This window comes from Chryseobacterium sp. ZHDP1 (assembly GCF_018603435.1).
GTDB lineage: Bacteria > Bacteroidota > Bacteroidia > Flavobacteriales > Weeksellaceae > Chryseobacterium > Chryseobacterium indicum.
The window spans coordinates 1,077,333-1,091,782 of sequence record NZ_CP075682.1 but is presented as its reverse complement, the minus strand read 5'-3'; the positions used below and the strand labels follow the sequence as shown (position 1 = coordinate 1,091,782).

The 14,450-nt window shown below is 35.7% G+C and carries 14 protein-coding genes and 1 pseudogene; 12 read left to right on the top strand and 3 right to left on the bottom strand.

Annotated elements, in window-relative coordinates:
- Positions 1-92 precede the first annotated feature (92 nt).
- The 4 genes from KKI44_RS04920 to KKI44_RS04905 are packed head-to-tail and all read left to right on the top strand — an operon-like array spanning position 93 to position 3,123.
- The gene (locus tag KKI44_RS04920; RefSeq protein ID WP_214590101.1) at positions 93-1,763 is read left to right on the top strand and encodes an APC family permease; all 1,671 of its coding nucleotides are present in this window, start codon (positions 93-95) and stop codon (positions 1,761-1,763) included.
- Positions 1,764-1,767: 4 nt separating this feature from the next.
- Complete coding sequence (locus KKI44_RS04915) at positions 1,768-2,379, top strand: hypothetical protein (protein WP_214590100.1); 612 nt, start codon at positions 1,768-1,770, stop codon at positions 2,377-2,379.
- A gap of 2 nt (positions 2,380-2,381) precedes the next feature.
- On the top strand, positions 2,382-2,720 hold the full coding sequence (locus tag KKI44_RS04910; RefSeq protein WP_214590099.1) for a DUF962 domain-containing protein: 339 nt from the start codon (positions 2,382-2,384) through the stop codon (positions 2,718-2,720).
- Between the two features lie 55 nt (positions 2,721-2,775).
- A complete protein-coding gene (locus tag KKI44_RS04905) occupies positions 2,776-3,123 on the top strand; it encodes a DUF4377 domain-containing protein (RefSeq protein ID WP_076394622.1) in 348 nt (115 codons plus the stop codon).
- A 95-nt stretch (positions 3,124-3,218) separates the two neighbouring features.
- Here the strand turns inward: KKI44_RS04905 and KKI44_RS04900 are convergent, their stop codons facing one another.
- From KKI44_RS04900 to KKI44_RS04890, 3 genes are all read right to left on the bottom strand, one after another.
- The gene (locus tag KKI44_RS04900; protein WP_214590076.1) at positions 3,219-4,763 is read right to left on the bottom strand and encodes an IS1182 family transposase; all 1,545 of its coding nucleotides are present in this window, start codon (positions 4,761-4,763) and stop codon (positions 3,219-3,221) included.
- Positions 4,764-4,862: 99 nt separating this feature from the next.
- Entirely contained in the window at positions 4,863-5,813 is a 951-nt protein-coding gene (locus tag KKI44_RS04895) for an SPFH domain-containing protein (protein WP_214590098.1), read from the bottom strand.
- Positions 5,814-6,027: 214 nt separating this feature from the next.
- Positions 6,028-7,383, bottom strand: a complete 1,356-nt coding sequence (locus KKI44_RS04890; protein WP_214591103.1) for a deoxyguanosinetriphosphate triphosphohydrolase — start codon at positions 7,381-7,383, stop codon at positions 6,028-6,030.
- A 161-nt stretch (positions 7,384-7,544) separates the two neighbouring features.
- Here KKI44_RS04890 and KKI44_RS04885 point away from each other — a divergent pair, with 161 nt between their 5' ends.
- From KKI44_RS04885 to KKI44_RS04850, 8 genes and pseudogenes are all read left to right on the top strand, one after another.
- Entirely contained in the window at positions 7,545-8,087 is a 543-nt protein-coding gene (locus KKI44_RS04885; protein WP_214590097.1) for a hypothetical protein, read from the top strand.
- Positions 8,088-8,179: 92 nt separating this feature from the next.
- Positions 8,180-8,994: pseudogene (locus tag KKI44_RS22835) on the top strand (SDR family oxidoreductase).
- A gap of 7 nt (positions 8,995-9,001) precedes the next feature.
- Positions 9,002-9,373 carry a DoxX family protein gene (locus KKI44_RS04875; RefSeq protein ID WP_214590096.1) on the top strand — a complete coding sequence of 124 codons (372 nt, stop codon included), beginning with the start codon at positions 9,002-9,004 and terminating at the stop codon, positions 9,371-9,373.
- A 69-nt stretch (positions 9,374-9,442) separates the two neighbouring features.
- Entirely contained in the window at positions 9,443-10,360 is a 918-nt protein-coding gene (locus KKI44_RS04870; protein ID WP_214590095.1) for a helix-turn-helix domain-containing protein, read from the top strand.
- A 175-nt stretch (positions 10,361-10,535) separates the two neighbouring features.
- A complete protein-coding gene (locus tag KKI44_RS04865) occupies positions 10,536-11,270 on the top strand; it encodes an endonuclease (protein WP_214590094.1) in 735 nt (244 codons plus the stop codon).
- Positions 11,271-11,285: 15 nt separating this feature from the next.
- Positions 11,286-12,368: a hypothetical protein gene (locus KKI44_RS04860; RefSeq protein WP_214590093.1), complete on the top strand. Its 1,083-nt coding sequence runs from the start codon at positions 11,286-11,288 to the stop codon at positions 12,366-12,368.
- 935 nt (positions 12,369-13,303) lie between these two features.
- Complete coding sequence (locus KKI44_RS04855) at positions 13,304-14,020, top strand: AAA family ATPase (RefSeq protein WP_214590092.1); 717 nt, start codon at positions 13,304-13,306, stop codon at positions 14,018-14,020.
- Positions 14,021-14,059: 39 nt separating this feature from the next.
- On the top strand, positions 14,060-14,398 hold the full coding sequence (locus tag KKI44_RS04850; RefSeq protein WP_214590091.1) for a hypothetical protein: 339 nt from the start codon (positions 14,060-14,062) through the stop codon (positions 14,396-14,398).
- Positions 14,399-14,450: the final 52 nt, after the last annotated feature.

Genomic DNA, 14,450 nt, shown 5'->3' with positions numbered 1-14,450 from the left:
TTCTTAACTTTTTGATAAGAAAGATTAAGAAAATAAAAATTATTTCAGAGAAATAATTACATTTGCTTTTTTCGAATCAAATATAGAATTGAATGAATCAACTTTTTAGAAGAAAAATCTATTCAGATACAGACACATCTACGAGTTTATTGAGGGTTTTGGGTGTTTGGGACATCGTATTTTTTGGTATTGCCGCCATCATCGGAGCCGGAAGTTTCAGCAGTTTGGGCGAAGCCGTCTTCAGAGGAGGTCCCGGTGTGATCTTACTATATTTGATTTGTGGTTTTGCGTGCGGTTTTACTGCACTTTGCTATGCAGAATTTGCCAGTAGAATTCCGACAGCGGGTTCAGCGTATACTTACGCGTATGCAAGTTTCGGGGAATTAATTGCCTGGATCATCGGTTGGGCGCTGATTATGGAATATTCTTTCGGAAATATCTACGTCGCATTTTCGTGGTCGGATTATTTTACAAGTTTCCTGCACCGTTTAGGAATGCATATTCCTGATTATCTTACGTGCAGTTATACCGAAGCTAAAAAAGCTTTTATGAGCGGTTCTGAAAACAAAGAACTGATTAATGCATGGACGAATGCTCCGTTAATCGGAAGTTTAAAATTCATCGTTGATGTTCCGGCTTTGGTCATCAACGGATTGATTACATGGCTTTGTTATGTAGGAGTTAAGGAAAGTAAAAACTTCAATAACGCTTTGGTAATCCTGAAATTAGCGGTGATTGTTTTAGTGATTTTAGTAGGATTTGCTTACATCAATACAGATAACTGGACGCCTTTAAATCCGGAAACTCAGGTTACTTCTTTCATGCCGAATGGTTTTGCAGGCGTAATGAGTGCGGTTTCAGGAGTTTTCTTCGCTTATATCGGGTTTGATGCCTTAAGTGTGCTTTCGGAAGAAACAAAAGATCCTCAGAAAACGCTTCCGAAAGGTATGATTATTTCTCTGGTATTGTGTACATTTATCTATATCGCTTTAACGCTGGTTCTTACCGGAATGGTGGATTACAGAAAATTCGATGGGGTAGGAGATCCGCTTTCCTTTATTTTTGAAAAAGGAAATGCCAATGTTGCATGGATGGAACTTGTTGTTTCTTTTGTAGCCATTGTAGCCATTACAACCGTTCTTTTGGTGTTCCAGATGGGACAGCCGAGAATCTGGTACGCAATGAGCCGTGACGGACTGATGCCGCAGAAATTTCAGGAAGTACATCCGAAATATAAAACCCCTTCGTTTGCGACTTTAGTTACAGGAATTGTGGTGGGAATTCCGATCTTGTTTACCGATAAATCTTTCATTCTCGATTTTACAAGTATCGGAACCATTTTCGCCTTCGTTTTGGTTTGTGCAGGAGTTTTAATGCTTCCGGCAAAAGAAAAGATCAAAGGAAGATTTCACTTGCCTTACGTGAACGGAAAGCTTATTTTCCCTCTTATTTTTATTGGCGGATTAGTGGTTTTCTATTTCTGGCAGCCTGATTTTTTCCATAATTTAATGGACTGGAAAGACCCTAAAGAAGGAGAATTCAGAGCTTCTATTTTCTTTTTTATTCTGGTCAACTTACTGCTTTGTGTATTGGCATTTGTTAAAAATCTATCTCTGATTCCGTTAATCGGTTTAAGCTCGTGTTTATATCTTCTTACCGGAATGAGCCATGACAACTGGTTCTGGTTTGGACTGTGGTTTGCTATAGGTTTGGTAATTTATTTCTGCTACGGATATCGAAACAGCAAATTGGGTAAGGCTTAATCGTATGATGAAATATCTGCTTGTTTTTTCGCTTCTGATATTGGGAGGCTGTAAAAAGACATCTGATCATGAAGGCAATTCCCAAACAAACCGTGCAGAAGTAAAACGGAGTTATAAGGAATGTTTAACAGCAATTCATAAAAAAACAGAAGCAGAGAAAAAGCAGTATTTTTTTAAATTTATCAATAATAATGTTCCTCAATACTGGGTAAAAACGCCATGGTCTTTTGCAGGAACTTCCAGAGAGCCGCAGAAAGGAAGTATTGCCTGCGGATATTTTGTAACGAATACTTTATCGGATTACGGTTTTGATATCAACAGAACGTATCTTGCGCAGCAGGCTTCATCTGTAATGATTAAAAAGCTTTGTACTGATATACAATATTTCAGCAAAAGGCAGGATCTGGAGCATTATATTTTAGGTAAAAATAAAAATCAGGTTTATATTGTTGGACTGGATTTTCATACAGGTTACATTACCCGCGAAAACAAAGATACTTATTTTATTCATTCCAATTACATTAAGAATGAAGGTGTAATAAAGGAACTGACTAAAAATTCACGTGCATTGAATGCTTCTGAAACTTTTATGATTGGAACTTTAAAGTACAAATAATCATGTCTGAAAGAATTAAAACCTTCAAAGAGTTCTATGAGTTTTATCTTACGGAACACAGTAAAACAGGAACCAGAATCTTTCATTTTCTGGGCATATTGCTTGTTTTTTTTGTCATAGGATATGTTATCAGCTCCGGAAAAGAACGGTTTCTCTGGTACGTCCCGATCTTCGGGTACGGATTCGCGTGGTTCAGCCATGCAGTGATTGAAAAAAACCGACCTGCAACCTTCAAATATCCGCTTTGGTCGCTGATTTCAGACTTCAGGCTGTTTTTTGAACTGCTGATCGGGAGACAGAAATTTTGGGGAGTTTCAGATAAAAAACCTGCTGAAAAGTAAATTGTAAGATCATTTCACGGCACAGTAATTGCAACCAAGTCCTAAAATTTTATTTATGAAAAATTTCACAACATTTTTAAAAGTAACGTTTTCTGCAATTTTTGTTATGATTCTTACGCAATGTACAACTTCTTCCAACGTTGCTGCTGCGAACGAAAAGACATTTATTGTAGGTCCTGAAACCGCAGACTGCACCGGAGTTGCACCCATGAAATGCCTTCAGGTAAAAGAAAACGCTTCAGATTCGTGGACGAATTTTTATACCAATATCGAAGGTTTTACTTATGAACCGGGTTATGAATATGTTTTAAAAGTAAAAACAGAAAAAATAGAAAATCCTCCGGCAGACGGATCTTCCATAAGATACACTTTGGTAAAGCAAATATCTAAAACTAAAAAATAAACAATAAAGAAGCCGTCTCATTTCCATGAGGCGGTTTTTTTATTAAACTTTTCAGATTGGATTTTTTGGCTGATTTTTAAAATAAAATGTGGATCTTACGCCACTTTTTTTCTTAAATTATGTGCTAAAGCATGTAATCCGAACTCGATTTCTACTTTTTTGATGGATTTGAGCATAAATCGTTTAAAATGGTGATTGTGTTTCAGATGTGCAAACACAGGTTCCACATCGCAGCATCTTTTTTTACGTTTTTGTATTCCTTCTTCGCTTTTCAGTCGTTTTCGGGCGAGTTCTTTGTGGCGTTCCAGATTGTGATTCCGCTCTATACTGCGGTTTTCTTTGGACTGATGGCACCTGCTTCTCAACGGGCAACCACTACAGTTTTTGGCTTGGTAATGCGATTGTTTTTGTATAAAACCATTTTTCGTTTTGGTGGTACTTTCATGGGTTTTCTCCATTTTTTGTCCCATCGGACAAACGTAAAAATCCTGTTCCCGATTGTAATGTAAATGCTCTTTGCTAAAGGTTTTGTGCTTGTTTTGATAATGCTCATCCTGTTCTTTATCAAAGGTATTGTACTTTACGAAAGCTTCTATCTTAAGTTCTTCTAACAATTGATAATTTTCTTCACTCCCGTAACCCGCATCTGCGGTGAGTGATTCTATTGCAGAGAAGACTTCTTGTCCATAACTTTCTTTAAAATTATCTAAATGCGACACTAAAGTCGTTGTATCCGTGGGATTTTGATGAAGCGTGTAATTAAGAATAAACTGATTCTCTGTAGAAATCTGCGCATTGTAAGCGGGTTTGAGCTGTCCGTTCTTCATATGATCTTCCTTCATTCTCATAAAGGTCGCATCCGTATCGGTCTTGCTGTAAGAGCCTCTTTCTTTCAAAATTTCCTCCTGCAGCTCATACTTTTCAAGGTTTTTCTCAAAGTTGTTTTTGATATAATTCAGCTTCGCTTTTGCTTTGGTTTTTCCTTTGTCCGAAGTAGTTTTTCCGCTTAGTTTTTGATTAATATTTTCAACGGTCTGCCGGATTTTTTCTTTACTGATTTCTTTAAATTCCGGCGGCTGCGGATCTGTATCTTCATCCGAAGCGATGCTTTGGGCATAAGTCCAAAGTTCTTCAAGTTGTTGAAGCATTTTTTCTTTATTGGTTTGGATGGATTTTCCCCAAACAAAAGTATAACGGTTGGCTTGTGCTTCTATCTTTGTACCGTCCGTGTAGACTTGCTTTAAAGTAATCAATCCTTCTTCTGCCAAAAGCAAAACCACCTGGGTAAAAATATCCTTGAAAGCGGACTGCAATTTCTGACTTCTGAATCTTGCAATAGTGTTATGATCAGCAATATTCATATTGGAAAGCCACATAAAAAGAACATTTTCACGCATCGCCTTTTCTATTTTTCTTGACGAATAAATGTTTTCCATATATGCAAAAACCATCACCTTAAGCATCATTACCGGATGGTAACTCGGATTGCCTTCTTTACGGTAAGCGCTTAATAATTTGGAAATATTAATCTTCTCTAAGACATCATTGACGATGCGGACAGGATGTTCCGATGAAATTAAATCCTCAAAAGTATGAGGAAACAAAACCAACTGATTTTGATTGTAATGCCTAAATCCCATATATGTTATTGATTACCAAATAAATATACAAAACAACAGTCAATCTTACAAATGTTTTAATCAAAGAAACCGCCTCAGTTGTGAGACGGCTTCTTTGCTTTATCTGCTGTTGTTTGTATTGTGATCGTGATCATTCGGCGGTTTAGGATAATTTCCTTTGGTCATTTCTCCTACTGTATTGGCAGTGGTCATGGCGGCCACAAGATCATTTAGCATTCCGCTTGCTGCGGTGGGCGAATTGGGCAGTAAAACAAGATTGCTTCTGTTGCTTGCTCCTACAGAATGAAGCGTGTCATAATGCTGCGTAACAACAATAAGCGCAGAGGCTTCGTGAGAGTTGATATTAACGTTGTTCAGCATTCTTACAGACTCTTCCAGGCCTTTTGCAATTTCTCTTCTCTGGTCTGCAATACCTTGTCCCTGCAGTTTTTTAGATTCCGCTTCGGCTTTTGCCACGGCTACAATTCTTATTCTCTGGGCTTCAGATTCGTATTCTGCTGCCGTTTTTTCTCTTTCGGCAGCGTTGATTCTGTTCATGGCGTGTTTTACCTGCTCATCCGGATCGATATCTGTAACCAGAGCTTTGATGATATCATATCCGTAACTCTGCATCGCTTCCTGAAGTTCTGCTTTTACAGCGATGGCAATATCATCTTTTTTTAAGAAAACATCATCCAGTTTTAATTTCGGAACTTCGGCTCTTACGACATCAAAAACATATGATGTAATCTGGTCGTGCGGACTTTCCAACCTGTAAAAAGCATCCGCAACCTGTGTTCTGATCACCTGAAACTGAACGGAAATCTTCATTTTCACAAAAACATTATCCAGAGTCTTTGTATCAATCATTACATCCAGTTGCTGGATTCTGAGGTTCATCCTTTTTGCGATCCTGTCCAGATAAGGAATTTTAAGCTGTAAACCTGCATGACGGACGGAGTGGAATTTTCCGAGTCGCTCTACAATGGCTGCGGTTTCCTGTTTCACCGTGAAAAAAGAAGCAAACAAGGTTACCAATCCTATAAAAACAATAATTCCGAAATAGGTCATAATCTGATTTTTTAAATGGTTTATAAATTCTGACCGGATGAAATATTTTCATCCGTGTCTGTTTAAATATATGAAAAATAATTGAATGGTACGGTTATAACAATCAGCAGTTGTTATCACGGAGAAAAAGAATTTACCTTCAGTTTAAGACGTAAAAAACTTCAACAATGATAAATTGAAGAAGTTTTAATTTTTTTATTTAACTAAACCGCAATTACACCGTCATTCCGATGTCGATTCCTTTAATTTTACGGTAAAGATCGGTTGCATAATTGTCTGTCATTCCGGAAACAAAATCGATCACACCCAAAACTTTCTGGTAATCGGTTCCATCGTCGTATACAAACTGTTTAGGTAATAGTTTTAACGCTTTTTTGTCGTAAGATTTTCTTTCATCATGTGATTTTAGAATGGAGGGAATAAAATGATCCAGCAATTCATACATTACATTATAACCTGCATTTTCAATTTCCACAACGGCTTTATGGTTGTAGATTTTTTCTATTGAGAAAGATTCGATATCCTGCAAAGCATTATTCTCAGATTTATAAATGTCCAGAAGACCTTTTTCTAAATTTCCTTCCAGAATGGTATTAAAGTTATTTTTATAAAGCTCAATCGATTTGTTGATTAATGCATTGATTACTTTGGCTCTTAAATAAGAAATCTGTTCGTTTTCGTTTCCTATGGAATCCAGCTTGTCTTTTACTCTGTTTATATCGTCTGTTTCAGATTTTACCAATTCAAAGAACAGGTTTTTGCAGTCCGCTGTGGAAACGATTCCCAATCGGTGCGCATCTTCCATGTCGATAATATTGTAACAGATATCATCTGCAGCTTCAACCAGCCAGACAAAAGGATGTCGCTTAAAAATATAAGGTTCTTCGCTTTCTGAAATTAAATTTGTGCCTTTTGCAATCTCAAGGAAAATATCTTTTTCATTCTGAAAGAATCCGAACTTTTTACGGTGAATGATTCCTTTCTTTTTAGCAATGGCTTCACACGGATATTTGGCGATACTTGCCAAAGTAGAAAAGGTAAGCTGAATTCCTCCCGCATCTTTTCCCTGCTGTTGCTGCGCCAGAACTCTTATTGCATTCGCATTTCCCTCAAAATTCACCAGATCCGCCCATTCTTTTTCGTTGAATTTCGGCTTTAAATCAGATTCATTTCTTTCAAAATAACTCGCAATCGCATCTTCTCCGGAATGTCCGAAAGCGGGGTTTCCGACATCGTGACACAGACACGCCGCCGCAATAACGTTGCCTAAATTGTGAAGGTAAAAGTTTTTGGAATCTTCTGTAAGATCATTTTTAAACTCATCGTGAATAAACTCACCCATGACACTTCCCAGACTTCTTCCGACAGAAGAAACTTCCAGCGAATGCGTTAAACGGTTGTGTACAAAAACACTTCCCGGAAGCGGAAAAACCTGCGTTTTATTCTGCAGTCTCCGGAAAGCCGAAGAGAAAATAATTCTGTCAAAATCCCTCTGAAAATCCGTTCTTGAAGCCTTTGTCTGTGGATTGTTTCCGGTACGCTGATTCGTGAAAATCTGGTTTAAGTTCATCATTTTTCAAAATTACTTCAAATTTTATTTTTTACGAACTAATCGGAAGGATTTTTCTGAAAAATATCGTGTTTCCCGCTTTTGTTTTTCCGTAAAATACCTGTGACATTTTGCTGATTTTCATCGTAATTTTAGGATCATTAACTCAAAAAACTGAAATCATGTCCGAATTTTTTAAACAAATCCTTGGAAGCACGATTGTTACAGGATTTTTCACCGCAATAATTGCTTATTTCTTTCACAAAAGAACAGAAAAATACAATTCCGTTTTGAAAAGGGAATTTGAAGCGTTATCCAAAAAAGATACGGCTTATTTTGAATGGCGGAAAAATACGGTAGAATTGTTAGGACAGGTTTACATTCATCTGAACCGTTTAAAGCTCGCTTTTCAGAACAAATATTCCAAAATACAGGAATATGACAGATTCTATGAAGATGAAATTATTTTAAAATCCAATCAGCACATCAGAGATCTGCTCATCAATAACGGTCATGCTTTACCTCCTGAATTATTGGACGAAGCCACAAAACTGATTGAGCATTTCGATGTGTGGTTAACGAAATACAACCAGATCAGGATTTCAGATCAAGATCACGCAACCAGACAGATTTACGTGGGACCCGATGGTTTCCGTTTCCCTGAAAATGCCGAAAAGCTGTTCAAAGAGAAATATATTGAAATGTTTAAAGAACTTCATCGCTAGTTTTTGGATACAATATTCTGAGATTTGGCTACAAATATCCGGACAGATCGGCTGAAATTTGTATCATCATTAACAATTTAAATAAAAAAAAGATGGAATCAAAAATCTGGCTGATCACAGGAGCATCAAAAGGTTTTGGAAAAGTATGGGCAGAAGCTGCATTGAAGCGAGGAGATAAAGTAGCGGCAACGGCACGAAATACTGAAACGCTGAAAGAACTGGTATCTGAATATGGTGATGCCGTATTACCTGTAACATTAGATGTAGACAATAGAGAAGATTGTTTTTCAGCCGTTGAAAAGGTAGTCAGTCATTTTGGAAAATTAGATATCCTTATTAATAATGCAGGGTATGGACATTTCGGATATGTAGAAGAAATTTCTGAAGTTGAGGCAAGGCAGCAAATTGAAACCAATGTATTTGGTTCTCTGTGGATGATTCAGGCGTTTTGCCTATTATGAGAGACCAAAAAGCGGGACACATTTTACAGGTATCAAGTATTGGCGGAGTAATGGCGTTTCCAAGTCTTAGTATTTATCATGCTTCAAAATGGGCTGTAGAAGGAATATGTGAGTCTCTAAATCAGGAAGTTGCTCAGTTCGGCATCAAAACAACCTTAATAGAACCTGCTGCTTATGCAACAGACTGGGCTACGACTTCAGCAAGCCACAGCAAACCCATCGAGGCGTACAGCACACTAAGGAACGCTATGCTTGAAAACAGCAAAAATATGTCTTTTGGTAATCCGGAAGCAACTGCCGATGCTATTTTAAAATTGGCAGATGCCGAAAATCCGCCATTGAGACTGTTTTTAGGATCGCTTCCTTTGATGATGATTGAACCTGCTTACAGCAAAAGGCTAGAAACATGGAAAGAATGGAAAGAAGTTTCAGAAAATGCTCAATAGGTAAAAAATGAAAAAAGTAAAAATTATATTGCTTTATCTTTTAGCTGCTTTTTACTTTCTTATGGGTTTGATGCATCTCATTAAACCGGAACAGTATAATGCGATGATGCCTTCGTGGCTTCCATCGCATTCACTGCTGATTTTATCAAGCGGCGTTGCCGAAATTGCATTGGCGGTTCTGCTTATTCCGTTAAAAACCAGAGCAATGTCGGCTCAATTAATTATTGTAATGTTACTTGTTTTTTTCTTTGTAATCCACATTCCTCAAAGTGTTGATTATTACAGAACCGGTAACGAGAATTTTACAGCAAGCATAATAAGGCTGCCTTTTCAGTTTTTGCTGATTGCCTGGGCTTGGCTGTTTATAAAAGACAAATAATAAGAATCGACATCATTAAAGCAGGACAGGATTTTGTTTTGCTTTAATGATTTTTTATAAGTTTGAAAGATGGGAAATAAAATACCGAATATAAAAATAAATTCCGTTTCTGAACTGCACAGCCTGTTGGGACTTTCAAAGCCATTGCATCCTCTGATAAGTCTAATAAAAATGGATGATATTGGACGTTCTGATACCAAAGGAAAAGTAAATTTTAGTCTTAATTTTTACGGAATATCTCTGAAGAAAAATCTGAAGGGAAAACTAAAGTATGGTCAAAATTATTACGATTTCGATGAAGGTGTATTGGGAATGACCGCCCCTCAACAAGTCTTATCGGCTGACAGCGAAGATAACTATGAAGTTTCGGGTTGGTGGCTGGTTTTTCATCAGGATTTTATTTTGAATTATCCGCTGGGCAAAACCATTAAAGATTATGGTTTTTTTTCGTATTCTATAAATGAAGCCCTTCATTTATCGGATAAAGAAGAAAAAATGTTAGAAGGAATTTTCAAAAGTATAGAGCAGGAATATCAGACTTCAATAGACCAATTCAGTCAGGATGTCATGGTTTCCCAACTGGAATTATTGCTTAACTATTGCAACAGATTTTACAACAGGCAATTTCTTACCCGCAAAAAAGCAAGCAATGATTTGCTCGTTAAAATGGAAACTTTGCTTGATGAATATTTCAACAGTCATAAGATCATCGAGTCAGGACTTCCGTCTGTGCAGTATCTTTCGGAGCAGCTTCATGTTTCGCCCAATTATCTGAGTGATATGCTGAAGTCGCTAACGGGACAGAGTACGCAGCAACATATTCATCATAAAATTATTGAACAGGCTAAAGTGATATTAACCTCTACCAATTTATCCGTTGGTGAAATAGCTTATCAGCTTGGTTTTGAGCATTCTCAATCTTTCAATAAATTATTTAAAAGCAAGACCAATTTAACCCCGAAAGAATTCAGGGCTTCATTTAACTGAGAAGCGGAATGATCATAAAAAGATTCATTCCGGTCATTTGTTTAGGCTTATCCAGTTTTAAATTTATTATTGCCGGCAATCTTCACAAAAATCTGTCCCGAAATCCAAAACGTTTATGAATAAATAAAAATTCATGGCAAAATAATTGTTGTGTACATTCTCAAATTCATATTCTATGCCCGAAGGTCCACCGATTGTTCTGATGAAAGAAGATCTGCAGAAATTTGCAGGCGAAAAAGTAATGGAGGTAAAAGGAAATTCGATTACTGAAACAACAGGAATTAAAGACCATTTTTTACGCGAAATCAAAACCTTCGGAAAGCAGACGTTTTTAATTTTTGATAAAGCGAATATCCGAATTCATTTGCTGATGTTTGGTTCTTACAGCTTATTTGAAAGAAAAGATCAGGCGCAGAATCTTCGTCTGGGCTTAATCTTTAAGAACGGCGGAATGTTTTTTTATACCTGCAATGTAAAAACGGTAAAAGATAAATTTTTAAAAGATATCGATTGGGAAGCCGATGTGATGAGCGATCTGTGGAATCCCGAAAAGGCAGAAGAAAGGCTGAAAGCAAATCCTGAAATGATGGTTTGTGATGCTTTGATGGATCAGGATATTTTTGCGGGAGTGGGCAATATTATCAAAAATGAGGCTTTGTTCAGAATTGAAGTTCATCCTGAAACGCTTATTAAAAATTTACCTTCAAAAAAATTAAAGGAACTGATTGCAGAAGCCAGAAATTACAGTTTCGATTTTAAGAAATGGAAAAAAGCGAATGTCCTGAGAAAACATTTTGAAGTGTATCATCAGGAAAAATGTCCGAAATGCGGTTTGGAAATTGTGAAAAAAGAAACCGGAAAAGGGAAGAGAACGAGTTTTTTCTGTGAAAAAGATCAGAAATTGTATTAGAAAAATTAATCAGCCATGAAACTCACGTATATTTTAATTGCTCTTGTGTTGTTTTCCTGTAAACAGTATGAAATTGACAGAAACTGCTTTGAAAGCGAAAATAAAAAAGAATCTCAATACAAAGAGTTTGAGTTGGATCAGCCTGAAACCATTATCAAATCCAATCCGAAACATGTAAAATTTTCTGTCGATGCAAACGTTAAAAGTTTTGAGGAAGAACAGGATGAAATTAACAGTAATTTCTTTGATGAAAAGGAAAGCAAAAAGCGGATGGATGAATATGACCTGAAATTTTCTGAACTGAAGAAAAATTTCGGCGATCAGTTTTATTATAAAAATATTCAGAAAGAAAATGGTCTTATCTATGGAATTGGTGAAAACCAGTTCGGATACTGGCTTCTTGAAATTAAAAACAATATTCCCAATGCTTATTATCTGGGTTTGAGTAAGTTTACCCATCTTAATGAAAATCAGCCTGAAATTTTTGTTTCCGGAAACAGCATCATACTTTCCGGAAGTTTTGTAAGAATAAGCGGAAATTGGGCATATCCCGAATCTCCTTCAAAAGAAGCTGTAAAAGACAGGCTGGTTTTTGATATTGATCTGAAAGAAGTTTTAAAAGACAGCGATAAAGACCGCTTTAATGACCTGTTTGAAAAACTAATCTTATTAAATCCGGATTCAGCAGATACGGATAAAGACGGAATAAATGATTTTACCGATAAAAATCCCCTGTACAAATCTGAAAAATCAAAGTTTTCGGATCTGTATTCTCAAATTGTGAATGACGATTACGAGCAGTTTCATTTCTCTGAAAGCCATTACTTTTTCGCAGGATATTTTTCTGACTGCGATTATTTTCAAAAGATGAATCCGGAAAGTATAAAAGTTCTTATTTATCCAGAAAAAGAACAGTCTCATTTAGAATCAGATTATCGTCTCGGAATGTTTCCTGATTATGTCGGAAAGATTAAAAAAACCGATGATAAAGAACGGTTTCTGATCGATTACGGAAGTGGGGCGGGCGGCGGATTTATAGAAGCTGTTTTCAAAAGCGGTAAATGGACATTAAAAAAGACACAGACGATCGTAATTTGATTTATCAATCTCTGGATCTGATTCCTCTTTATAATTGAATGAGTTTATATATTCCGCTTTTAACATTTTCCTATATCATCCGGAAAAAATTGTAGGAAATAACTATTCTTCTTCAAAAATTTCTGCTATGTTAACAGGAAATGAGAAAAAATACTATCATTTTTCGTTCTGAAAAAAGCTGTTTTTTTCTTTACTCTAAAAAATTTTATTCAAAAAAAATACTCGAAAATGTGCCTTGTAGAGTTTCTATGCTAACATTTCTTAATATTGCGAAAGTTAAATATCAAAAATAAGTGAGATATTATTGTCCCCGAAAATGTTATTATGTATTGCATTTTTTCTTTTTTGGATTATCAACTTTTAAATACAAGCTGCAAAATATTTAACAGATCAATAATTTTTTGCACATAAATCAAAAAAAGCCATATTATTTTTTCATTTTTATATTAATTATTTGTAAACTATTTTTATCTAAATCTTAAACAAAAACTACTTAAAACACTGATATACATCATGATTATTTATTTTGGAACCTTGTTTGAAAGTCGTAATATTGCAAATGTAAAATTGATAATAAATAGTCAAATAATTAAAAATTAAACAAAATGATCACTTACATCGGAATTGCAACATGTTTAGTAGTATTCGCCTCTTATTTCGCAGCAGCAAGAAGAGAAAGAAACTAATTAGAAAGTTCTGATCTGGAGAAATTCAGTTCCTGAACAAAGACGAAATTATATTGTTATATGTTTTCAATCTGCAAAGATTGACTGCTCTTTTACTCAGCGCGAGTAAAAGGGCACAAAAAACATACAGCAAGATTTTACACTAAGGAAGATAATTTTAATTTTTATAATAGCCGATAGAAAGTCGAACATTCATTTGTTCGGCTTTTTTGTTGGATAACCTTTATCTTTGCATATAATTTTCGAAAAATGAATCTGTACAATCTTATTATTCAAGACAAAGAAGAAGTTACCCTTAATGATGTTTTCCTTGATCCCCACAATAAAGAACAGCTTGTACAGCTCATAAAAGAAAATACATTTTCCAAAGAACTTCTGGAATTTGGTCTTCCGGTTAACAACAAAATTCTTCTTCAGGGAAGTTCAGGCTGCGGAAAAACAATGACGGCAAAAGCCATTGCCAATGCTTTGGGAAAAAGCATCATCATCCTCAATTTAAGCAATATCGTTTCTTCAAGAATCGGGGAAACTTCCCAGAACATCAAAATGATCTTTGATAAAGCGGCAAGAGAAAGATCTGTCCTGTTCCTTGATGAACTCGACCAGATTGGGAAAGCAAGAGGAAGCGACGATAAAGATGTGGGCGAAATGAGACGTCTCGTAAATACTCTTATTCAATTGATTGATTACTTTCCGGAAAATGCGCTTCTTTTATGTGCGACCAATCATCCTGAAATCATTGATACGGCTTTATTAAGACGTTTTCAGCTTAAAATAGATTATGCACTGCCTTCAAAACAATTTTTAGATGATTTTTACGACGACTTGCTTGCGAAATTTCCTGAAGATTTGAGATATATTGAAAGAAAATATGATATTTCTTTTGCGGAAGCGAAAGATTATGCTTTTACTTTGGTGAAAGGGAATTTGATAAAATCATTGGAAGCTAAAGCGGAAAAGATATAGTTTCCCAAATGAAATCAGGCTTTTTTTCAAGTTCTTCTGATGTTTTTGCTTTCATGCTCTGAAAAATATAGTGGAGAAATTACTTTCAAAAACTGTAAAGTCAACTATCCTTTGCATGGTGAAGAAAAAGAAATAAAAATTAATGATCAAGCTGTTACAAATCAGTGGGAGTATGAGTCTGCTTTACGCGAATTAGCACTTTGTCTGTGTGATGAATACGATCGTAAACCTAACAAGGAAGTCAAAGATAAGATTATTGAAATTTACAGGTATAAATTCGAATATTACAGCAGAAATGATTCTTTTGAGAAGATAAATTTTGATTCTATTTTAATGGACAGGAAAAGAATTTTTGGTCCGGCAATGATAATTGATTAATAAGATATTGTTTTATATTTGGAAATTATAAATTTAAATTTCAAATAAAACT